The organism is Pseudomonas sp. MDT1-16, assembly GCF_054898115.1.
Window position 1 is genome coordinate 2857484 of sequence record NZ_CM142717.1, and the last position, 22259, is coordinate 2879742.

Below are 22259 nucleotides of genomic sequence, written 5' to 3' on the forward strand. Positions count from 1 at the left end.
GCCGTCAAGCCTTGCTTGCCGGTTTTACCACACGTTTAGTGCCCGTCGAGGGCTTGCGTTTGGCGGGCTTGCGTTTGTTTTTCCACGGCGTGGCACCGCGCCCGGCGGGGCTTGCCGGCCCGCTGATGGTCAGGCTCAGGCCGGCGCAACGGGCGACCTGTTTGCTCATCCACGCGGCCTGCTTGGTGACGAATTCTTCCAGGCTCATCTCGCCGCTCTGCACCATGTCCAGCGCCTGCTCCCAAATCGCCGTGGTCCCCGGGTCGGCGATGGCACGCGGCACGGCATCGATCAGGCTGAAAGCGGCCGGGGTAGCGGCCAGGGCCTTGCCGTTCTTGATCAGATAACCACGGTCGAGCAGGCCCTGGATGATCGAGGCACGGGTCGCTTCAGTGCCGATGCCGGTGGTGTCCTTGAGTTTCTGCTTCAGTAACGGATCTTCTACCAGTTTGGCGACGTTCTTCATCGCCTTGATCAGATCGCCTTCGGTGAACGGTTTGGGCGGTTGCGTCCAGAGGTCCTTGAGCTTTACGTCGGCCACCGCGCAGTCACGCCCTTCGGCCAATGCCGGCAGTGTTTGCGGCGCCGGTACTTCGCGGCCCCTTGCCGGGGCGAGGGCCTCGGGCAGGGCGCGCTTCCAGCCGGGCTCGACGATTTGCTTGCCGACGGCACGCAAGGCTTCACCGGCGCAGTCGAAGTCGGCCTGGGTCCGGTCGTATTCATGGTTGGGCAGAAACTGCGCCAGATAACGCGCGCGGATCAGGGTGTAGACCGCCCGCTGCTTGCCCGCCAGTCGCTCGAGGTTTTTGGCCGCAGCGGTGGGGATGATGCCGTGGTGAGCGCTGACCTTGGCATCGTTCCAGGCCCGTGAGCGGCGCTGAGGCTCCAGGAAATCGTTCAAGACGTTCAGTGCCGGATCAGCCTGCCTCAGCGCGGCAAGAATGCCCGGTGCTTCGCTGTGCTGACTCACGGGCAGATAACCGCAGTCGCTGCGCGGATAGGTGATGACTTTGTGGGTTTCGTACAGGGCCTGGGCGATGTCGAGGGTTTCCTGGGCGCCGAGCCCGAGTTTCTTCGAGCAGACTTCCTGCAAGGTGCCCAGATCGAAGGGCAGGGGTGCCACTTCGCGCATCCGCTCGGTGCGCAGTTTGATGACCCGAGCACCCGCCGCGCTGCCAATCGCCGCCGCTGCTTGCTGCGCCAACGCTTGATTCAGGCAGCGATCCTGATCGTCGCAAACCACGGAGGCCGCGCGCCACTGGGCGGTGAACGCGGTACCGTCGTGCAGCAGTTGCACATCGATGGCCCAATAGGCGACCGGTACGAAATCGGCGATGCTGTGATCGCGATCCACCACCAGGCGCAGGGTGGGCGTTTGTACCCGGCCGACCGGTAATACGCCTTGATAACCGGACTGACGCCCCAGCAACGTGAACAGCCGGCTCATGTTCATCCCGATCAGCCAGTCGGCGCGGGAACGTCCGAGTGCCGAATGATAAAGACTAAAGGTCTCGGCCCCCGGCTTCAGGGCTGCCAATGCCTTGCGGATCGACGCATCGTCCAGCGCCGACAGCCATAGCCGCTGGATCGGCCCGCGATAACGGCAATGCTCCACCAGTTCTCGGGCGATCATCTCGCCCTCACGGTCGGCGTCGGTGGCAATCACCAGTTCGGTGGCCTCACCGAGCAGCCGCTTGACCGCTTTGTATTGGCTGGCCGTGCGCGGTTTGACGGTCATTTTCCACTTCTCTGGAATGATCGGTAGATCCGCCAGCACCCAACGCTTGTAACGCGCGTCATAGGCGTCCGGCGGCGCGGTTTCCAGCAGATGGCCGATGCACCAGGTCACCGTGACGTCCGTTCCCAGCCAGCAGCCGTCGCCGCGACGTTTGGCGCCGAGGACGGCCGCAATGTCTTTGGCCTGGGAAGGTTTTTCACAGAGGTACAGCCGCATAACCACCATCGTTCAGTCGGTTTGAAGAGGTGAACAGAATGCGCAGGGAATGAGATTGGAGCAACCTTTATCTGTATGGATATACAGATAACCAGTTCAATTTGCTCTGGCCCTCCGGGCGGCAGGTGCCGCCGAAGCTGCGGGTGTTTATTGAGTTGGTGGCGGCGCACATGCCGCTGACGCGTTCCCCAGGGTCATGGTTTAACTCCCGCTGATGGCTTTTGGAACGCCGCACCGCCCCGTTCGGCTGTGAAGCAGTCGCGGTACGGAAACATGAGGTATACCTATTAATCGCGGTCGCAGTTTTTTGGGCTGCTTCGCAGCCATCGGGGGCAAGCCCCCTCGCCACAGGAGCGTGGCGCTCCCGATAATCCAGGAGAATCCGATGAAAACCTCCGGTCCTAGTCCTGTCATCACCATCGCAGAGCAGCCGGGCTGCCTGCTTGTAAAGTTTCACGGTATTCAGGTGGCCGCGTCCGCACGGGCGCTGGTGTTGCTCGAGGCCAACTATCCTCCGGTGTATTACGTACCCCGGGAGGACATCGATGAAAAGTACTTTGCCCGCACCGATCACACGAGTTATTGCCCCTACAAGGGCGATGCCAGCTATTTCAGCCTGCAAATTCCGGGACATGAAGGCGCTAATGCGGTGTGGAGCTATGAAGACCCAAAAGTGTCGGTAGAACAGATTCGCGGCTACATGGCGTTTTATCCCGATCAAGTGATCTTTGAGGTTCTCAAAGACGTCGAGTGATGGCCGCTTTTCAGACATTTACGAAAACGCCGCGCATTGGCGCGGCGTTTTCAAGGTCAGGTGTTCAGCTCATCGGGCAGCATCCACCAGCGTGGATTCATCAATCTGACTAATCGAGGTCACCCCGGTCAAGGTCATGGCGACGCGCATTTCCTTGGCGAAGATATCCAGCATATTCTCCACCCCGCGTTGACCATCGGCGGCCAATGCATAGGCCATGGAACGCCCCAGCAATACGCCTTTTGCTCCCAGCGCCAACATCCGTACAACATCAAGCCCCGAGCGGATTCCCGAGTCGACCAGCACCGTCAGATCATTACCGATGGCTTGCATGATGGGCGGCAATGCCTTGGTGGTGGAAAGCACGCCGTCCAGCTGTCTCCCACCGTGGTTCGACACGACAATGCCATCCGCGCCAAAGCTGACCGCGTCTCTGGCGTCCTGAGGATCGAGAATGCCTTTGATGATCATCGGGCCTTTCCAGAAATCACGAATCCACTCCAGATCACTCCAACTGATCGAAGGGTCGAAGTTATTGGCCAACCAGCCCATGTAGTCTTCGAGTGTCACGGCTTTACCAAGGTAATTCGAGATATTGCCCAGGTCGTGTGGACGTCCCATGACGCCAACGTTGAATGCCCAGTCGGGTTTGGTCATGGCCTGAAGCATTCGCCGCGATGCCGCAAAAGGGCCTGACATGCCCGAGTGTGCGTCCCTGTATCGGGCGCCGGGCGTGGGCATATCTACGGTAAAAACGAGGTTCTGCACCCCGGCGGCCTTCGCACGTTCCAGTGCATTTTTCATGAAGCCCCGGTCTTTCAACACATACAGTTGAAACCAGATGGGTTGTCGGGTTTGAGCTGAGACCTCTTCGATCGAGCACACCGATACCGTTGATAGGCAGAGTGGGATGCCTTTATTTTCCGCCGCTTTGACAGCCTGCACTTCACCACGACGCGCGAACATGCCCGTCAGTCCTACCGGGGCCAATATGATGGGCATTGAAAGTCGTTGGTCGAAGAGGGTGGTTTCAAGGCTCAGGGTTTCGACGTTTTTCAGAATGCGCTGACGAAGGCTGATACCCGTCAGATCAGCGCTATTGGCCCTCAGCGTATGCTCTGCATAAGCCCCGCCATCAATGTAATCAAACAAAAAACGCGGGAGTTTTCGGCGTGCTGCCTCGCGATAGTCAGATGCGGATGAAATGATCATGAGGCCTCGGTCGGGTGAGTGGCGGGGCGATGGTTGCGTCGAGCGTCGGATCAGATTAACGAAAACGCCCCGCATTGCGGTAATGCTGTTCATTTAAGCTCGGTGTTTCCAGGCACACACACATGCGTAGCGATGGGCGGTGGAACAAGAGCAAAAGCGAGGCGGCCGACCTGTCTTTTGTTGATGGTGTACTTATCCGTTTCTGCGGTAACGGCGGCTATTGGTTCCGCCCTTACGGCGGGTCACTTGGAAGAGCCCCAAGTAACCAAGGGCTTTTGCCCCTTTCGTTCGGTGGCTCGCCTAGGCTCGGCATACCCTCGCTCCGGTCCTGCTCCGTGGGCCCGCCGCCCTCGGCCATCCATGGCCCAGAGTGTGTAAAAACAGGCTCAAGCATCGTCGGCGCGTAGCGCCGACGAGTGTTGGCTGACTCATTGAGCCTAAAGCGTTCTTCGTCGCTCCAGCCCCTTCTCAAGGCCGCTAACAACGCGTTACAGCCCGTCAATTGGGCAAAAAGGGCCTTTTCAGGCCGACAGCGCTTTCATTAGATTCTGCGCACCGAGGATTTTCATCACCCGCTTCAAGTTATAAGCGAGCACGTTCAAACTCATTTCGGCGCTCACCCCGGCTAATCGTCGCGTCAGGAAATGGGTTGCACCCATCCATTGTTTCAGCGTCCCGAAGGGATGCTCGACCGTTCGCTTGCGGATGCTCATCATCTGCGGCGCATTGTCCAGGCGAACCTGCATCTCCTCCAGCACCGCCTCATGCTCCCAGCGACGAACCTTTCGCTCTCTGGCCGGCGTGCATTGCGCTTTTATCGAGCAGGCCCGGCAGTTGGAACTCCAGTAACTGTCCAGCTTCTTGCCTTTATCAACGTAAGAGGAGCGCCAAATCAGCACTTCCTTGGCGGGGCAGATGTACACATTTTTGTCTGCGTCGTAGACGAAAACATCATTGTTGAAGCGTCCATTGAATTTGGCGCGCGAGCTCAGCGTCTTCGGCACATAAGCGGTAATTCCTGCCTCGTGACAGGCTAGGATTTCCCCGCTTTTGAAGTACCCTCGGTCAGCCACCACCGACAACGATTCGAGTTTCATCGCCTCACGGGCCTGCTGGGCCATCGAGCTGAGCTGATCACGGTCGTGACCCACATTGGTCACCTCGTGCGCGACGATCAGATGGTGCTTGGTATCGACCGCCGTCTGCACGTTGTAACCCACGATTCCATTACCGCTCGTCATCATGGAGCGGGCGTCCGGGTCGGTCAGCGAGATCTGTTTGTCCGGCGATGCTTCAAGCTGTATTTCAATCTCCTGAAGCGCCTTCATCTGCTCCTTCAGTTTGGCGATTTTCTCTTCCAAGCCGCCTTTAGGCCCAGAGGGCTTGGGCTCTTCCCGATCAGCCGCATCCAGCGCCGTTAGATAACGGGCAATGCTCGATTCGATTTCTTCCATCCGCCGCTTCAGTTTGGCGCTGGTGAAATTGCGGTCGCGGTGGTTCACCGCCTTGAATTTACTGCCGTCGATGGCGACGAAATTTTCCGAGAAAAGCCCCAACTGCTGGCACAGCACAACAAACTGACGGCAGACGCCTCGAATGGCCTTGCCGTTGTCTTTGCGGAAGTTGGCGATGGTCTTGAAATCCGGCATCAAGCGACCGGTAAGCCACATCAGCTCGACGTTACGCTGCGCCTCACGTTCAAGGCGCCGGCTCGACTGGATGCGGTTTAGATAGCCGTAGATGTAGATCTTCAGCATGACTGCGGGGTGGTAAGCGGGTCGGCCAGTTTCAGCAGGGATAGCGCTTTCAAAACCCAAGGTGATCAGGTCGAGCTCGTCGACGAAGACATCGACTACACGCACCGGATTGGTGTCGCTGACGTAATCGTCCAGGCTCTCGGGGAGCAAGGTACTTTGACCTCGGTGTTCGCCTTGGATGAAGCGTTTCATGGGCAACCCTTGCGATGAAATCCTGGGGAATCATAGCAAGGGTTTGCTTGGGTGTTTTGACACACTCTGGGCCATGGATGGCCGATGGCGGCGGGCCCCGGAGCAATGCCGGAGTGAGGGCATACCGAGCCTAGGCGAGGCACCGAATGGCGGGGCAAAAGCGCTTTGGTTACTTTCGCGCTTTTCGAAAGTGACCCGCCGTAAGGGTGGAACCCTAAGCCGCCGTGACCGCAGAAACGGATATGTACCCCAATCTTAAGTGAACAGCATTCCCCGCATTGCGGAGCTTTTTTTTCCGTGCTGTCAGTTGGTATCCAGGTCCACGTTCTTGGTCTCACGCAAACAGATCATCCCGACCACCAGGCTCACCCCGGTAATCACCACCGGATACCAAAGCCCGTAGAAGATGTCCCCGGTGTACACCACCAAGGCAAACGACACCGTTGGCAGGAAACCGCCGAACCAGCCATTACCAATGTGGTACGGCAGGGACATCGAGGTGTAGCGGATGCGCGTCGGGAACAGTTCGACCATCAGCGCTGCCAGCGGGCCGTAGCACATGGCGGAAATGATGATCAGCACTACCATCAGCGCCACGATCATGGATTTGTTGACCTGTTGCGTATCGGCTTGTGACGGATACCCCGCCAATGTCACCGCGCCACGCAGGGCTGCTTCATCGTAACCATCGAGTTTCACTTCGCCGACGCTCACCTGCACGGCACTGCCAGCGGGTGCGGCTTCGCTCTTGTAAGGAAGGCCCTGTTTCACCAGGAAGGTTTTGACCTTGTCGCAAGGGCTATCAAATTTTGCCTTGCCCACCGGGTCGAACTGGAAGGTGCAAGTGGCCGGGTCAGCCAGTACGGTGATCGGTGCCTGACGGCTGGCCTGGTCGATGGCCGGGTTGGCGTAGTGGGCGATGGACTTGAAGATCGGAAAATACAGCGCGGTGGCTAGTAACAGGCCGATCATCAGCACCGGTTTGCGCCCGACCTTGTCCGACAGCCAGCCGAAGAAAATAAAGAACGGTGCGCCGATGATCACGCTGACGATCAGCAGGCTGTTGGCCAGCGCCGGGTCCATTTTCAGGAACTGGGTGAGGAAGAACAGTACGTAGAACTGCGCCGCGTAGAAAGTCACGGCTTGCCCGGCGTTGATGCTGAACAGGGCGATCAGTACGACTTTAAGGTTTTCCCATTTGCCGAAGGAATCGCGCAGTGGCGATTTGCAGAGCTTGCCTTCCTCTTTCATTTTCACGAACGCAGGCGACTCGTGCAGGCTCATGCGAATCCAGGTCGAGATGCCCAGCAGAATGATCGAAAACAGAAACGGAATCCGCCAGCCCCAGACTTCGAACTGGTCACCGGTGAAGTAGCGGCAACCGAGCACCACCAGCAGCGACAGCAGCAACCCGAGGGTCGCGGTGGACTGAATCCAGCTGGTGTGGAAGCCGCGTTTACCCATCGGGGCATGTTCGGCCACGTAAGTGGCAGCGCCGCCGTATTCACCGCCCAGGGCCAGGCCCTGAAGCATGCGCAGCACCACAAGAATGATCGGAGCGGCGATGCCGATGCTCGCGTAGGTCGGTAGCAGCCCGACACAGAAGGTCGCTACACCCATGAGAATGATGGTGGCGAGGAAGGTGTATTTACGCCCGATCATGTCCCCCAGCCGTCCGAACACCAGCGCGCCGAACGGCCGCACGATGAAGCCGGCGGCGAACGCCATCAGCGCAAAGATGAACGCCGTGGTGTCGTTGACCCCGGCGAAAAACTGTTTGCTGATCACCGCCGCGAGTGCGCCGTAGAGGAAAAAGTCGTACCACTCGAAGACTGTCCCAAGCGACGACGCGAAGATAACTTTCTGGGTCTCGCGGCTGGTGCCCGCGCTGCGCACGGCTTCCAGAGGCTGAACATGTTCTGACATATCGGTATCCCTCACAGTGATTGTTTTTTTTGTTCCACTGTCGGCGCCGGGCTTATGGACTGGCGCCGCTATTCCTTTGCTCAAGAGACTGCGGTCAGTGCTTTTTCGTCGGGTGCAAAACTCCTTGTGGGTGTGTCCAGGATCAGTTTCGCGGCTTTTTCGGCAATCATCAGCGTAGGCGAACACGTGTTGCCTGAGGTGATGCGTGGCATGATCGAGGCGTCGGCGATGCGCAGGCCGGGGATGCCATGGACGCGCAGCTCGGCGTCGACCACGGCGTCCGCGTCGTTGCCCATACGGCAGGTGCCGACGGGATGGAAAATCGTTGTGCCGATGCGGGCGGCGGCTTCGTGCAATTCTTCGTCGCTCTGCAAGCTGTCTCCGGGCAAGTACTCGACCGGTTTGAACGCTTGCAGGGCCGGTGCGGCGACGATGCGGCGGGTCAGGCGAATGGCATCCGCTGCAACCCGCAAGTCCTCCGGATGGCTCAAGTAATTGGGCTGAATCAGCGGTGCTTCCTGCGGATCGGTGGAGCGAATCTCTATGCGACCACGGCTTTGCGGGCGCAGATCGCACACCGAGGCCGTGAAGGCCGGGAAGGTATGCAATGGCTCGCCGAAACGCTCCAGCGACAGTGGCTGAACGTGGTACTCGAGATTCGCTGACGTCTGTTCCGGTCCTGATCGAGCGAAGGCGCCGAGTTGACTGGGCGCCATGGACAACGGGCCGCTGCGGTCATACAGGTAACGCAGGCCCATGCCCATCTTGCCCCACAGGCTGCCGGCAATTTGATTCAGCGTGCGGGTGTTTTCCAGTTTGTAGATCAGGCGCAGTTGCAGGTGATCCTGCAGATTGCCACCCACGCCGGGCAGTGCATGGGCAACGCCGATCCCCAGTCGTTGCAGCAGCGGGCGAGGGCCGATCCCGGAACGTTGCAAGATGCTGGGAGAGCCGACGGAACCGGCGCACAGCACGATCTCTTTACGCGCTTTGAAGGATTTCGCCTGACCTTGCCAACACGCGCTGACCGCAGACGCACGGCCGTTTTCCAGCAGCACGCGATCCACTTCGACGTCGGTCAGCACGGTGAGATTGGGGCGGTTGCGGATCGGTTTGAGAAACGCCTTGGCCGCGTTCCAGCGAATACCGGCTTTCTGATTGACCTGAAAATAGCCGCAGCCTTCATTGTCGCCCTGGTTGAAGTCATCGATGCTGGCGATGCCGCTTTGCTCGGCAGCGCTGCGGAAGGCATCCAGAATCGGCCACGACAGGCGCTGGCGCTCGATCCGCCATTCCCCGGCAGCACCGTGAAATTGCGAGTCGCCGGCAAAGTGGTTTTCGCTTTTTTTGAACAACGGCAGCACGTCGTTCCAGCTCCAGCCGGAATTGCCTTGGGCTGCCCAGCCGTCGTAGTCGCCCGCTTGGCCGCGCATGTAGATCATGCCGTTGATCGATGAACAGCCGCCGAGCACTTTGCCACGCGGATAACTCAGGGCCCGACCTTGCAGGCCGGGTTGTGCTTCGGTCTTGAAGCACCAGTCGGTGCGCGGGTTGCCGATGCAGAACAGGTAACCCACGGGGATGTGAATCCACGCGTAGTTGTCGCGGCCGCCGGCTTCGAGCAGCAACACGCGATGTTGCGGGTTGGCCGACAATCGATTGGCCAGCAAACAACCGGCCGGCCCGGCCCCGACCACGATGTAGTCGTATTCATCCAGAGAAGTCTGCATGCGTGACCTTATGGTGTTGTTCTTGTTGTCGGTCATCCTAGTTGTTAGCTTTCGTCAAAAGAATGTTAGTTTTTGCGCAGCCGCTGTGCGTTTTTAAACACCTCGCTTCAAGGACGACTCATGTTCGACTGGAATGACTTGCGGTTTTTTCTCGAGTTGCAGCGTAGCGGGCGCCTGCTGACCGCTGCCCGCCGTTTGAACACCACTCACGCCACCGTGGCCCGGCACATCGAGGCCATCGAAAAGAGCCTCGGCACCGCGCTGTTTGTCCAGCATGCCCAGGGCTATGAGTTGACCCCGGCCGGCGAAGCGCTGCTCAAACACGCCGAAGCCATGGAAAACGTCGCGCTGCTTGCTCAAGAGGAAATCACCCAATCCACGGCGCCACTGGGCAAGATTCGCGTCGGCGTGACGGAAGGCCTGGGCATCATGTTCCTCGCCAGTCGCATGAACGGCCTGTTCGAGCGCTATCCGGGGCTGGAAGTGGAACTGGTGGCGGTGCCGCGGTTTGTCAGCATCCTTAACCGCGAAGCCGAGATCAGCATCCACCTGGAGCGTCCGTCCGCTGACATGCTGGTCACCCGTAAACTCACTGACTATCGCCTGGCGCTGTATGCCAGCCAGGACTACCTCGACCGCTCGCCACCGCTGTGCAGCCGCGAAGACCTTGGTCGTCATGCCTGGATCGGCTACGTCGACGACTTGTTGTTCAGCCAGGAACTGATGTTCCTCAACAGTTTCTGTCGCAACCCGCAAGTGGTCTTCCACAGCACCAGCGTCATCGCTCAGCAACAGGCTGCGCGCTCAGGTTTGGGCATCGCCGTGTTGCCGTGCTACATGGCCAGCGCTGACCCCGATTTAGTGCCGTTGATGCCGGATGAGAGCATTCAGCGCAGCTACTGGATCAGCACCCGCCGCGAGCTGCACAAATCCGTGCGGTTGCGAGTGTTGTGGGATTACGTGGTGGAGTTGTGTGAACGCGAGCAGGGGATGTTGCTCGGGCCCAATCCCGGGTAGGAGCCCTCGTTTCAAACGTCCGGAATCGACAGGGTCGCCCGCAACCCGCCCTCCGGCCGGTTGACCAGAGTGATTCGTCCGCCCAGGCGAGTCGCAATGGTGTTGACGATCGTCAGCCCCAACCCCGCCCCCTGGACGTTTGCGCGACTGTAAAAGCGTTCGAACAAGCGCCCGCGTTCCGCTTCGTCGATGCCCGGTCCCTGATCCTCGACACTCAATGAATAGAAGCCGCCCGCTTGATTCAGCTGCACGGTGATGACGCCGTGCTCGGGGGAAAAATTTGCCGCGTTGCTGATCAGGTTGTTCAGGGCGATGTCGATGGCGGCGGCGTCGGCAACCACTTTAAAGGGACGATCGGTGACGTCGAAGGTCAGCTCAAGGTTTTTACTCAGTAACCAGGGCGTGAGCTGTACCAGGCTTTCTCGCACGGTTTCGGCCAGGTCGATGCTGTGCAATACCGGAGCCATTGCTTTGGGTTCGAGGCGGGCCATGGTCAACAATTGATTGACCAGACGGCTGGTGCGGTCGACGCCGGCGATCAGAAATTCCAGGGATTCCCGACGCTCCTGTTCGGTGCCGGCCTCCAGCAGGTTCTGCGCATGCACCCGCAGCACCGCCAGGGGCGTGCGCATTTCATGGGCGGCGTCGGCGATAAAGCGCCGCTCGCGGCCGAGCACTTCCTGAATTTGCGCGAGCATGCGATTGAGCGCTGCTTGCATCGGTTCGAGCTCGCTGGGCAACGGGGTCAGTTGCAGCGGTTCCAGAGAGCCGCTGTGCCGTGCCCGCAGAGTCGCCGCCATATCGGCCAGGGGCTTGAGGCCCCAGCCAAAGGCCAGCCAGACCATCGCCACTAGAATCAGGCTGCCCAGCACATTGGGCCACAGGGTATGGCGCAGGATTCGATCCACCAGGTCCGAACGCACATCGTCGCGTTCGCCCACCCAGATCCGCAAATCCGTTTGTCTGTCTTCCAGCATGAACGCGCGCCAGTGACGGTTGTTCAGGTCCACCACATCGCTGAAGCCGGGTTTCGACGGGGGCGCGGTGAAGGAGGGCGCGCTGGCGGTGTGCACCAGCACTTCGCCCTGACGATTCCAGACCTGAAAGGCAATCTTGCTTTCATAAGGATGGCCATCGACCCTCGGCACTGCTTCGCCCAAGGCCCTGTTGAACGCCTGATACAGCTCGGCGTGTTCCTTGCTGGCCAGCGGCATGCGCATCACACCCTGCAGCAGCCGGGCGTTTTGCGCCAGTTGAGCGTCATAGACTTCGGCAATTTCGTGGTTGCTGTCGTGCCAGTTGAACACGCTGATCACCGCTAGACCGGCGAGCATCAAGCCAATGATCAGCGTCAGGGTGCGACGCCGGATCGAAGTCATCGACGCTCCTCTACCAGGTAACCGACACCACGAATAGTGCGGATCAGGTCGGTGGAGAATTTCTTGCGCAGGTGATGGATGTGCACTTCAAGCGTGTTGCTTTCGGCTTCCTCGTTCCACCCGTAAAGCAACTGCATCAAGTGATCTCGGGTCATGACCCGGCCTGGTGGCGAGAGTAATTCGTGGAGTAGCTGATATTCCTTGGGCGTCAGCGCGACCGGTTCGCCCTGATAGCTGACTTGCTGGGTGCCGGGGTTGAGGCTGATGCCGGCGTGTTCGATCAGCATCTGCGCGCGGCCGGCGCTGCGCCGCAGCAAGGCGCGCAGACGCGCCTTGAGTTCGGCCAGATCAAACGGCTTGATCAGGTAATCGTCGGCGCCGGCATCCAGCCCGGCGATACGGTCTTCGGTGGCATCCCGCGCAGTGAGGATCAGCACCGGCAAGTTGGAGCCGCTGTCGCGCAAACGACGCAGCACTTCGAGGCCGTCCATGCGGGGCAAGCCGAGGTCGAGCACCGCCAGATCAAAGGATTCGCTGAGCAGCGAATGCAAGGCGCTGCTGCCGTCCTGCAACCAGTCGACGGTGTAACCTTCGCGGCCCAGGGCCTGATGAATGCCTTCGCCCAGAGCCACGTCATCCTCGATCAGTAATAAGCGCACACGGACTCCTGTCAGTTGAGTTTCTTGTTCACGTCCACCAGCAACGCTTCAATTTCTTTGCGGCGCCCGGCGTCGGCGGTTTCCCGGCCTGGCCGTGGGTCTGCTAGCAGGGCTTTTTGCAGCGCGCCCCGGGCTTCGCTGTAGCGTTTTTGACGGTAGAGGTGATCGCCCCAGAAGTACAGACTATCGATGCCGTTCGGGTTGAGTTGCAAGGCCTGCTTGAGCAACTGTTCGGCCTTGTCGGCGTCACCGAAACCGATGGGCCAGCCCGGTACCCGGTCATAGAGCGCAGCGAGGCTGGTGTAGGCCGAGCCTTGCAGGGCTTTGGGGTCGAGGGTCAGGGACTTTTCCAGGTCGGCCTTGGCGTCTTTGGCTTTGCCCAATGCACCGAGCCCGCCCTGGGCACCGGCCCAACTGCTGGTGACGATACCTTTCCAGATCCAGGCCTCGGCCACAGACGGGCATTCCGTGGTGAAGGTCGTCGTTTGGGCGGCCAGTTGTTCGAAAGCCGCGGTACGCTGCTTCTCCGGTGTTTCGTATTGAATGTGCGCCCAGCTTTGCTGGATGCCATTGAGACGTTGCTGATCGGCGGCGTCCAGGGCCCAGACGCTTTGGCTCAAGGCGCCCATCAGTAAGCAGGCAAAGAGTTTTTTCATGGTTTGAGGTTCTCGTTATCAGGCTTTTGACTCAGGCGACGGATCAGTGGCAACTGCTTGCGCAGGCCGCGATCCACCAGGTTTGGCAACAGACTGTTCAGGCCCACGAAAAAGCGTTCTGGCCAGCCCAGGTACAAGTCGCGGCGGTCACCGGCAATGGCGTGCATCACCGCCGAGGCGACTGTTTGCGGGTCGTCGACATTGGATTTGAGCGCGTCATTCAAGGCCTGCGCCGCCGGGCTGTTCATGCTGGTGCGGGTGGCACGTGGCGCGACGTACAAAACGCCGACCTGGGTGTCGGCCAGTTCCCGGCGCAGGGCTTCGGAAAAACCCCGCAGGGCAAACTTGGTGGCGCAATAGCTGGCGTAACCGGGGTAGCCGATGGAGCCGTAGGTCGAACCGACGTTCACCACCATGGCGCTTTCAGCTTGCTTGAGCAGCGGCAGCAATAATTTGGTCAGGCAGATCGGCGCGCCGATGTTCACCGCCAGCATGGCGTTGATGTCGCTGTCATCGAGCTGTTCGAGCATGGCGAAGTGATTGACCCCGGCGGCGTTGATCAGCAGGTTGATGCCGTCAATGGCTTCGGCGGTGGCCAGTACTTTGCGGCGGTCGGCGAGAATCGTCAGGTCGGCGCCAACCCAGCACAAATGCTGCGGATAGCGTTCGAGTAAAGGCTCCAACGGTTCCCGATGCCGAGCCACGGCCAATACCTTGGCTCCACTGGCGCACAGGGCGGTAGTGATCGCCAACCCGATGCCGCCGCTGGCGCCGGTTAGTACGACGCGAGCCTCAGACAGGCGCATGCAGGTTCTCCCCATCGCGTGGCAAACCGCGGAACATTTCGGTGTAAAGCGTGTACACCACTTTGGAGGCGTGAATCACCGCGGCCTGGTCGGCCGGATCATCGAGAGTGTTCATCAATCGGCGATAGGTCTGCATGTGCTCGATATCCAGCGAACCATGGGAACTGAGGTAACTGAAGGCGCTTTGCGGCAAGTCCAGGCGCTCGCGGATGCTGTCGGCGGCATGGGTGGCCAGGGCGATGCTGGTGCCTTCGAGCACGTTGACCATGCCGAACAGCCCAACCGGGTTGTCCCGGGCAATCAGGTCGTAGAGGAAGCTGACCATTAATTCGATCGGCAAGGATGAACGACCGTCGCGCACCACATCCTTGTCGCCGCCGCAGGCTTCGATGTCGTTGAGTACCCATTGTTCGTGGCCGTATTCTTCCTCGATGTACTCGCACACCGCTTCACGCAGCCATTCCAGGCGCAACGGCAGGCGAGCGCCGCAGGCCATCATCAATGGCACGGTGTGGCGCACGTGGTAATAGGCTTGCGTCAGGAAAGCCCGGTAGCTTTCCAGGCTGACGTTGCCCTCGAGGGCGTCGCGAATGATCGGCAGATTGAACAGCGCGTGACGTTCCTGTTGGGTGGCTTCTTGCAGCGTGTCGAAAAAACTCATGACGCAGATTCCTCTAAAAAGGCAGCTTCAGTCAGTTGCGCGCGGTAACGCTCGACGATCGCGTCCCGGCGCGGGCGGCCATTGGCAGTCAGCAGGCCATTGGCGGGTGTGAACGGTTGAGCCAGACGGGTCCAGTGATGGACCTGAGCGTAATCGGGCAAGGCCTCGTTGGCGTGGGCCACGGCGGCGGCCAGGTCTTCATCGGTGCAATCCGGGCGATGGGGCCAGAGCAGCGCGTGGTTGCTCGGCATCGCTTCGCCATAGACAAAGGCCTGGGCGATATGAAGGCGTTGGGTCAGTTCAGCCTCGACCCATTCCGGGTTCACATTGCGGCCGTAACTGGTGACGAATTGATGTTTCTTGCGCCCCTTGAGGTAGAGAAAACCCTCGGAGTCGAATTCACCGAGATCGCCGCTGGGCCACCATTCATCGGTGTGCGGCGCTTCGCCCAGATAACCGAGCAAGGTCGACCCCTTGATCAGCACTTCGCCATCGTCGGCCAGGCGAATGTCCACGTGGGGCAGGGGCCGGCCGACACTGCCGGGGCGGCGCGTCTCTGGCCGATTGAGGCACACCACCGACGCGCACTCCGACAGTCCGTAGCCTTCGTAAACCGGTAGGCCGATCCGTTGCGCACGGTGCAGTAATTCTTCGCTAACCCGCGCCCCACCCACCGCGGCAAAACGCAACGCGTAAGGGCTGAAGGCTTTTTGCTCGGCGGCGCTGACCAGTATCAATAGCAGCTGCGGTACGAGGATCAAACTCTCGGGGGTACGGTTAGCCAGGCAACCGAGCAGCCGAGGCACATCAACACCGCTGGCACCCTGAATGCCCAGGGTTTTCTGGCTGGGCAAGCTCAACGTCGCGCCGGCGTACAACGCGGCATAGCAGCCGAGGTTTTCCAGCAGAATCGCCAGGGGCAGAAGCGCGAGATGGTGTTGGGGATCGGTGGGTTTGCTGGCCTGGTCCAGTTCGCGGGCGACCCGCAGAATGCTCTCGGCACTCAGGCACACGCCTTTCGGTGTGCCGGTGGTGCCCGAGGTGAAGGTCAGTTTGGCGGTGCCTTCGGGCATCCGGTTGGGGCCGCTGAAGGTGCGGCGCCAGAACTCGCCAGTCTTCTCGTAGCCGGCCGTTTGCAGTTCACCTTCCAGTTCCGGCTCGGCAATCACCAGTCCGGCCTGGCTTAGCTCCAGACAATGGCTGCGTTGAGCCGGGCTGAAAAAGGGTGGCAAGGTCAGACAGGTCAGGCCTTCGAACAACACGGCCAAGTCCCAGAGCATGGCTTCGACGCCATTGTCCAAGGCCAGTGCAACCACCTTGACGTGTTCATCGCGCAGACGCTGCTGGCGATACACTACTTCGGCGTACAGCGTGGCGTAGTCCAGTTTCAGCTGATCACCCCACACGGCGATGGCATTGGTCTTGCGTTCAGCATGGCTGCGCAGGGCCTGTTTGAAACGCTCCCTTTCAGGCGACATGGCTGGACTCCTCGTTGGACGACGGCAACCCCAGGGGATTGAACATCCCAATGTTGCGCAAATGGATGAAGCCGGCGCGGATGTTGCCAACGTGCACCCAAGGCTTGCTCTCGTAGTAACTGCCCCAGCTGTGGCGGTCGTCGCCCAGCCGCGCAGGATCGGCGGCGCAAAGGGTCACGGGTTTCAAGCCCAGACGGTGAAAGCTGTTCACCAGGCCGATGTTGCCGGTGAACGCCACCCATTCCAGCCCCCCCATGGCCAGCAGGTAAGTGATGGCGATGATGCTCATTCGCGCACTGCCGGTGTCGCTGGCGGCCAGGTTGCCCACCTCGACGATGCCAGTCCGGTCTACTGCGCAATTGGCAGCGGCACTGATCAGCGGATCGATCGGTTCGTCCAGGTAACGTTCCAGAAACAGCTGTCCGCTACTCGCCAGACGCATGCCGGCCACGGCACAGAGTTCACCTGAAGCGTTGTTCATGCCGAACAGCTCCGGCATGAAGTGACGGATATCGGCACCGTGGGCCTTACGGAAACGTTGCTGGATAAAGGCTTCGAACACTAAACGCTGAGGCTCGTCCGGCAGGGCTCTGGCCAGACTCATCTGCGGGGTTTCGGCGTGGCCAAAATGCAGGGGTAGAGGGATGTTCCAGTCGAAATCGGGCATTGGAAGACGCCTCCCTGAGTAAGTGTGGGAGGAGTATCGGAGGCATTTCTTAACGGAGTCTGAAGGTGGCCGAAAGATCGGTTGGGGCTGTCTTCAGATTGCGTTAAGACTGGGCGGGCAGGGTGGCGCCATTCGGTTCGGCAACAAGGCGGAACCGGGCTGCGCGAATGAGTCGGCAGCCACAATAACGTTCACGAGGCTAGTTATGACCCGCGATGCACTCGCTCACCGGTATGGAAAACTCTCGATCACCTTGCACTGGCTGATGCTCGTGCTGTTTGTCGGCGTGTATGCCTGCATCGAAATCAAAGGGCTGTTACCCCGCGGGCATGCGTTGAGGAGCTTGTTCCTGGGGCTGCACGGCGTATTTGGACTGAGCATTTTTGTGTTGGTCTGGGTACGCTTGCTCGGGCGGCTTACCCCGCGTCCACCAATCACTCCCGCGCTGCCCGGCTGGCAGACTGGCGTTTCGCACCTGATGCACCTGGCGCTGTATGGGCTGATGATCGCCACGCCATTGTTGGCCTGGCTGATGCTGTCGGCAGGTGGCAAGCCGATGCCTTATTTTGGTTTTTTCCTGCCATCGCCGGTGGCCGTCGATCCGGACCTGGCCAAGCAGTTCAAGGACTGGCACGAACTGCTCGGCAGCGCCGGTTACTGGCTGATCGGCTTGCACGCGGCGGCGGGGTTGTTCCATCACTATTGGGTCCGCGACAACACCCTGACGCGCATGCTACCCGGTCGATCCGGCAACACGGTCAGTCAGCGTCAGCGATAATCTCGAACCCGGTACTGGCCAGGCGCTCGCCGTTCACCAGAATGTGCACGGCGTGCTTGCCTGTGTAATGCCGGCGGGTGGTGAGTTCCTTGATGTGCTGACCTCGCGCAACCGTCTCGGTAGCCTTGCCGGAAAGCGTCAGCGCCTTGAGTTTGAACACCTTCGCCGACGTGCTGCCGTTGGCTTTGACGTAATCGATGGCGTAGTCGATCACCAGTCGCTGATTGTCCTCGATCCTGGATTTGACGCCAAAGGACAGGGTGATTTTTTCATCCAGGCGAATCACCGCCGGTTCCACCTTCACATCGATGATTTCGACCTCAGGCTTGCCGCCCGCGCCAATGATCGTCAACGCTCGCGGGTTGCCCTGTTTGATCAGGTTGCGCAGGGCATGTTTGGCGATCCATGCCGTGTGTTTGTTGTCCAGCGACCAACCTTCGATCAGGTCCAGCACCCACTCTGGATGATCCTTGGTGATGTCGTTGAGGTGATTGGCCACGGACTTGCGCACATAGAGGCTGTCGTCTGCCTTAAGGTTGTCGAGGATCGTGGCGGCGAGTGTCGGGTCGGCTTGCACCTGTTCCAGTCGGAACGACCATGGCAGGCGCGGTCGACTGCCTTCGCTGGCCAAGCGCCGGACGTGTTCGTTGCCATCCAGGGACCAGTCGTGCATCAGCGCCAGTGTGGGTTTGATATCGCTGCGCAGGAAATAGCGGATCGCAAACTCCGATGAACCGAACGCGGTGAAGTATTTGAGGGCGTCCATGGACAACTCGAATGCATGTTCGCCATACGTCGCGACGTAATGCGGCAATGAGATGCTGACGAAGCCGCTGTTCAGGCGCGGAGCGAGGGCGCGCAGCACCTCAAGCGTCTCTTCATAACTCAACGGCAGTACCGCGTGCAGGCACTCGCTGACCCGGGCCATGCGCTGCATGATCGATAATTGCGCAAGCCCGTCGTTGGCCATTTTCAGGAAGGCTTTGGCGTTGAACTCGGGGTAGACCGCGGTCATCTCGGTGGCGATGTGTTTGAGGCGATCGGCGTTGAAGATTTCCTTGAGGGCGGGGGAGGTTTGGTCTGCATTGCTCATCGAGATGTCCTTATGATCGTTCCCACGCGGGAGAGAGGGAACGATAAGTTACGCCTTGCCTGATTCTTCTTCCAACTGATCCGCCTCAAACAACCTCGCCAGTTCCGCCCGCGCTTCCTGCGCCGTCTGCAATACCTTCGCCGCATCGTCATAAATCGCATGCTGGGCTTCCAGCACTTGTTCGTCGTGATGCTTGAAACGCTTGATCCGCGCATCGGCCTGGGTTTGGGTCAACCCCAGCCCGACCAGCGTGCGCCGGCTCATTTCCAGGCTCGAATAATAGGTTTCCCGAATGGCCTCGGCGCCAAGGTCAACCAGACGATGCACATGCTGACGGTTACGGGCCCGGGCGATGATTTTGATGTGCGGATAGAGTTTGTGTACCAACTCGGCGGTCTTGATGTTGGTGTCCGGGTCGTCAGTGGCGATGACAAAGTACTCCGCCTGCTCGACCTTGGCCGCACTGAGGATCTCCGGGCGCATCGGGTCGCCGTAGAACACCGGTACGCCGCCGAAGCTGCGCGACAGTTCGATGGTTTCCACCGAGGTATCGAGGGCGACGAACTTGATGTTTTGCGCGCGCAATATCCGCGCAACGATCTGCCCCATACGGCCCATGCCGGCGATCACCACGCGCGGCGCGTCGGTATCGATCTCGCGGAATTTCTCCGGCACCACCACGGGTTGAACCTTGGGGCTCACCAGTCGCGCGCACACCAGCAATAGCAGCGGCGTCACCGCCATGGACAACGTGATGGTCAGCACCAGCAAGTCGTACAGGCGCGGCTCGAACACCCCCTGGTCGCGGCCAATCTTGAACACCACAAAAGCAAACTCACCACCGGCGGCCAGCACGATGCCGAGGCGAATGGCACTGACCTTGCCCAGACCTCCCGCCAGCCGACCGACGACAAACAGCAGCGGTAATTTGATTGCGATCAGCAACAGAGTCAGGCCCAGCACCGTAATCGGCGCGCTCAGTAGCAGACTCAGGTTGGCGCCCATGCCGACACTGATGAAAAACAGCCCCAGCAGCAATCCCTTGAACGGCTCGATTTGCGCTTCCAGTTCGTGGCGGTATTCGGAGTCCGCCAGCAGCAACCCGGCGAGGAACGCCCCCAACGCCATGGACACGCCCACCAGGTCCATCAACCACGCCGTGCCGATCACCACCAGCAACGCGGTGGCGGTGGAGACTTCCGGCAAACCGGTCTTGGCCACCACCCGGAACACTGGTCGCAGCAGATATCGCCCACCGATCACCACCACCGCGATGCTGCCCAGCATGCGCAAACCGTGATTGAGGTCTTCGGCAGTACTGGTGGAGTGATCGCCGCCCGCCAGCAACGGCACCATCGCGATCAACGGGATGGCGGCGATGTCCTGGAACAACAGAATCGCGAATGCCAACCGCCCGTGAGGGCTGGTCAGTTCCTTGCGTTCGGCCAGGCTTTGCAAACCGAACGCGGTGGACGACAGCGCCAGGCCCAAGCCCAACACGATCGCGCTGTTCAGCGGCTGGCCGAACACGAACAGTGCCAGCACACCAATCACCGACCCCGTCAGCAGCACCTGCGCCAGACCTACGCCAAACACCGATCTGCGCATTACCCACAAACGTCGCGGCGACAGTTCCAGACCAATGATGAACAGCAGCAACACCACCCCCAGTTCGGAAATGTGGCTGACACTTTGCGGATTGCCAATCAAGCCCAGCACCGATGGCCCAATGATCACCCCTGCAAACAGATAACCCAGCACCGCCCCCAGTTGCAGGCGCTTGGCCAAGGGAACGGTGAGCACCGCCGCGAACAGAAACACGACAGCGGCTTGCAACAGGTTGCCTTCATGGGGCATGGCTTACTCCAGAAATCGGTACGGCGGGGGCGCTCAGGATAAAGGCTTGAGAAGCATGCGTCAGTCAATGCAATCGAATCATCGCAGCAGTAAGGAATGATTCAGCGCCAGCGCAGTCGGATTTCAGGTACCACAACATCAATGGAGGTTCACCGATGAATTACAAGACCCTTATCGCCAGCCTCGCCCTGGTCGCAGGCATTGCCGGTATCAGCCCGATCGTTCAAGCGGATGACCCCCCGCAAAAAACCGTCCAGCCCGGGGCTAACAATTCCCGCCAACTGGTGGTCGGCGACCGCGCCCCCGACGTTTACCAACGCAGCGAAAAAGCCCTGGTTAATTGGAAGCAGAAAGGCCTGAAAGCGCCAAAGGCTCAGGCGCAGTGGGTGCAGATCAATGACAAGTACATGATGGTGATGATCACCAACGGGACGATTGTGGATATCACGCCGGCGGAGCGTTAGGCCGCCGAAAGGCTATTCGCTATGAGCGCGTACCGGGCTTTCAGTGCCCAACCGATACTGATTATTCCCACTGCGCTTCGCCTCATACATCGCCAGGTCCGCTATATGAATCAACCGGTCCATGCTTGGCGCATGGTCCGGGAACACCGCGACCCCCAGACTGGTGCCGATGTGTCGTTGATCATTACCGATGGTCACCGGTGGCGACAGTTCGACGAAGATTTTCTGGCAAATGCTGCGGGCTTCGTCTTGCAGGTTGTTGCCCTGGGACAGGCCTTGAAGGATGACCACAAATTCGTCGCCACCGATCCGGGCGACGGTATCGGTTGAACGCAGGATTCGCTTCAGTCGGTTGGCGGTGGTGATCAGGACCCGGTCGCCGGCCGCATGACCGTAATGGTCGTTGATTGCCTTGAAACCATTGAGGTCGACAAACACCAGCGCAACCCTCGTGGCGCTGATGCGGGCCTGTTCCAGCGCTTCGGACAGGCGCTCTTCGAGCACCAGGCGATTGGGCAGACCGGTCAGCGGGTCGAAGTGGGCCAAGTGTTGCAGGTAGCTGGCGGAGGCTTTTTCCTCGGTGATATCGCGCACCACGCCCATCATCTTGATCGTTGCATCGTGGTCGTTCTTGACCACATTGCCGGTTTCCCGAAGCCAGCGGAGGGTGCCGTCGGGCCAGACGACCCGGTATTCCTCGTCATGGTTTTCGCCGGTTTCCAGGCAGCGCAACTCGCCGGCCCGGACCTTGGCCCGATCGTCCGGGTGAACACATGAGCAAAACAGCGCGTAGGAGGGCGTTACTTCCTCGATCTTGAAGCCGAACATGGCGTAGATCGCGTCCGACCAATAGAGCTTGTCGGTATCGACATCCCAGTCCCAGGTACCGATGCGGGCGAAGTATTGGCTGCGCTTGAAGCGTTCGGCGTCGCCGTCCTGACGGATATTTTGTCCGTCAGTCAGGCGGGTGATCAGCACGCGATACTCGGCCAGCTGCTTTTGCAGCGAACGCTCGCGACAGATCAACGCGATGATCAGGGCAAGCATCACTAAGCCGATGGTTGCGCTGGTCCAGTCTCCATTCATTCAGGAATTGCCATCATTGCGTGTTGAGCCGTGCGGGTAGGTGCTGCATATCTTAGTTCACGGTCACTGCAGGAAACAGGTTTAAACCCCTCGCCAGTCGATTCGAATGGTTGCCAATCGGCTGAAAATCTGG

Annotated in this window: 19 protein-coding genes; 4 read left to right on the top strand and 15 right to left on the bottom strand. The window is 59.9% G+C overall.

The window, feature by feature from the left end; translation table 11 throughout:
• Positions 1-4: 4 nt before the first annotated feature.
• Entirely contained in the window at positions 5-1954 is a 1950-nt protein-coding gene (locus ACYZT3_RS13055; RefSeq protein ID WP_462032230.1) for a DNA topoisomerase III, read from the bottom strand.
• Between the two features lie 385 nt (positions 1955-2339).
• Here ACYZT3_RS13055 and ACYZT3_RS13060 point away from each other — a divergent pair, with 385 nt between their 5' ends.
• Entirely contained in the window at positions 2340-2708 is a 369-nt protein-coding gene (locus tag ACYZT3_RS13060; RefSeq protein ID WP_462032231.1) for a DUF427 domain-containing protein, read from the top strand.
• A gap of 69 nt (positions 2709-2777) precedes the next feature.
• Here the strand turns inward: ACYZT3_RS13060 and lldD are convergent, their stop codons facing one another.
• From lldD to ACYZT3_RS13080, 4 genes are all read right to left on the bottom strand, one after another.
• Complete coding sequence (gene lldD, locus ACYZT3_RS13065; protein ID WP_282381464.1) at positions 2778-3920, bottom strand: FMN-dependent L-lactate dehydrogenase LldD; 1143 nt, start codon at positions 3918-3920, stop codon at positions 2778-2780.
• A gap of 521 nt (positions 3921-4441) precedes the next feature.
• The gene (locus ACYZT3_RS13070; RefSeq protein ID WP_282383490.1) at positions 4442-5869 is read right to left on the bottom strand and encodes an IS1182 family transposase; all 1428 of its coding nucleotides are present in this window, start codon (positions 5867-5869) and stop codon (positions 4442-4444) included.
• A 303-nt stretch (positions 5870-6172) separates the two neighbouring features.
• Positions 6173-7795, bottom strand: coding sequence for an MFS transporter (locus ACYZT3_RS13075; RefSeq protein ID WP_462032232.1), 1623 nt, complete (start codon positions 7793-7795; stop codon positions 6173-6175).
• Positions 7796-7875: 80 nt separating this feature from the next.
• Positions 7876-9525 carry a GMC family oxidoreductase gene (locus ACYZT3_RS13080; protein WP_462032233.1) on the bottom strand — a complete coding sequence of 550 codons (1650 nt, stop codon included), beginning with the start codon at positions 9523-9525 and terminating at the stop codon, positions 7876-7878.
• A gap of 120 nt (positions 9526-9645) precedes the next feature.
• Here ACYZT3_RS13080 and ACYZT3_RS13085 point away from each other — a divergent pair, with 120 nt between their 5' ends.
• Positions 9646-10542 (top strand): LysR family transcriptional regulator, encoded by an 897-nt coding sequence (locus ACYZT3_RS13085; RefSeq protein ID WP_282382008.1) that lies wholly within the window; start codon positions 9646-9648, stop codon positions 10540-10542.
• A gap of 11 nt (positions 10543-10553) precedes the next feature.
• Here ACYZT3_RS13085 and ACYZT3_RS13090 read toward each other — a convergent pair whose 3' ends face one another.
• The 7 genes from ACYZT3_RS13090 to ACYZT3_RS13120 are packed head-to-tail and all read right to left on the bottom strand — an operon-like array spanning position 10554 to position 16848.
• Entirely contained in the window at positions 10554-11921 is a 1368-nt protein-coding gene (locus ACYZT3_RS13090; protein ID WP_462032234.1) for an ATP-binding protein, read from the bottom strand.
• Positions 11918-12580, bottom strand: coding sequence for a response regulator (locus tag ACYZT3_RS13095; protein WP_282382013.1), 663 nt, complete (start codon positions 12578-12580; stop codon positions 11918-11920). The genes ACYZT3_RS13090 and ACYZT3_RS13095 overlap by 4 nt, the downstream gene beginning before the upstream one ends.
• 11 nt (positions 12581-12591) lie before the next feature.
• Positions 12592-13236: a tetratricopeptide repeat protein gene (locus tag ACYZT3_RS13100; protein WP_462032235.1), complete on the bottom strand. Its 645-nt coding sequence runs from the start codon at positions 13234-13236 to the stop codon at positions 12592-12594.
• Positions 13233-14042 carry an SDR family oxidoreductase gene (locus tag ACYZT3_RS13105; protein ID WP_462032236.1) on the bottom strand — a complete coding sequence of 270 codons (810 nt, stop codon included), beginning with the start codon at positions 14040-14042 and terminating at the stop codon, positions 13233-13235. Before ACYZT3_RS13105 ends, ACYZT3_RS13100 begins: the two co-directional genes overlap by 4 nt.
• On the bottom strand, positions 14029-14703 hold the full coding sequence (locus ACYZT3_RS13110; RefSeq protein ID WP_462032237.1) for a TenA family transcriptional regulator: 675 nt from the start codon (positions 14701-14703) through the stop codon (positions 14029-14031). Before ACYZT3_RS13110 ends, ACYZT3_RS13105 begins: the two co-directional genes overlap by 14 nt.
• A complete protein-coding gene (locus ACYZT3_RS13115) occupies positions 14700-16181 on the bottom strand; it encodes an AMP-binding protein (RefSeq protein ID WP_462032238.1) in 1482 nt (493 codons plus the stop codon). Before ACYZT3_RS13115 ends, ACYZT3_RS13110 begins: the two co-directional genes overlap by 4 nt.
• A complete protein-coding gene (locus ACYZT3_RS13120) occupies positions 16171-16848 on the bottom strand; it encodes a thermostable hemolysin (RefSeq protein ID WP_282382025.1) in 678 nt (225 codons plus the stop codon). Before ACYZT3_RS13120 ends, ACYZT3_RS13115 begins: the two co-directional genes overlap by 11 nt.
• A 205-nt stretch (positions 16849-17053) precedes the next feature.
• On the opposite strand from ACYZT3_RS13120, the gene ACYZT3_RS13125 reads away from it, so the two are divergent.
• Entirely contained in the window at positions 17054-17626 is a 573-nt protein-coding gene (locus tag ACYZT3_RS13125; protein WP_282382027.1) for a cytochrome b, read from the top strand.
• Here ACYZT3_RS13125 and ACYZT3_RS13130 read toward each other — a convergent pair.
• Together ACYZT3_RS13130 and ACYZT3_RS13135 are read right to left on the bottom strand one after the other, a co-directional pair.
• Positions 17607-18719, bottom strand: a complete 1113-nt coding sequence (locus ACYZT3_RS13130) for a DNA alkylation repair protein (protein WP_462032239.1) — start codon at positions 18717-18719, stop codon at positions 17607-17609. The two genes, ACYZT3_RS13125 and ACYZT3_RS13130, sit on opposite strands and share 20 nt — an antisense overlap.
• A 48-nt stretch (positions 18720-18767) precedes the next feature.
• Complete coding sequence (locus ACYZT3_RS13135) at positions 18768-20576, bottom strand: monovalent cation:proton antiporter-2 (CPA2) family protein (protein ID WP_462032240.1); 1809 nt, start codon at positions 20574-20576, stop codon at positions 18768-18770.
• 155 nt (positions 20577-20731) lie between these two features.
• Between ACYZT3_RS13135 and ACYZT3_RS13140 the strand changes: the two genes are divergently transcribed.
• Positions 20732-21040: an RcnB family protein gene (locus ACYZT3_RS13140; RefSeq protein ID WP_462032241.1), complete on the top strand. Its 309-nt coding sequence runs from the start codon at positions 20732-20734 to the stop codon at positions 21038-21040.
• A gap of 12 nt (positions 21041-21052) precedes the next feature.
• Here ACYZT3_RS13140 and ACYZT3_RS13145 read toward each other — a convergent pair whose 3' ends face one another.
• Complete coding sequence (locus tag ACYZT3_RS13145; RefSeq protein WP_462032242.1) at positions 21053-22126, bottom strand: diguanylate cyclase domain-containing protein; 1074 nt, start codon at positions 22124-22126, stop codon at positions 21053-21055.
• Positions 22127-22259 lie beyond the last annotated feature (133 nt).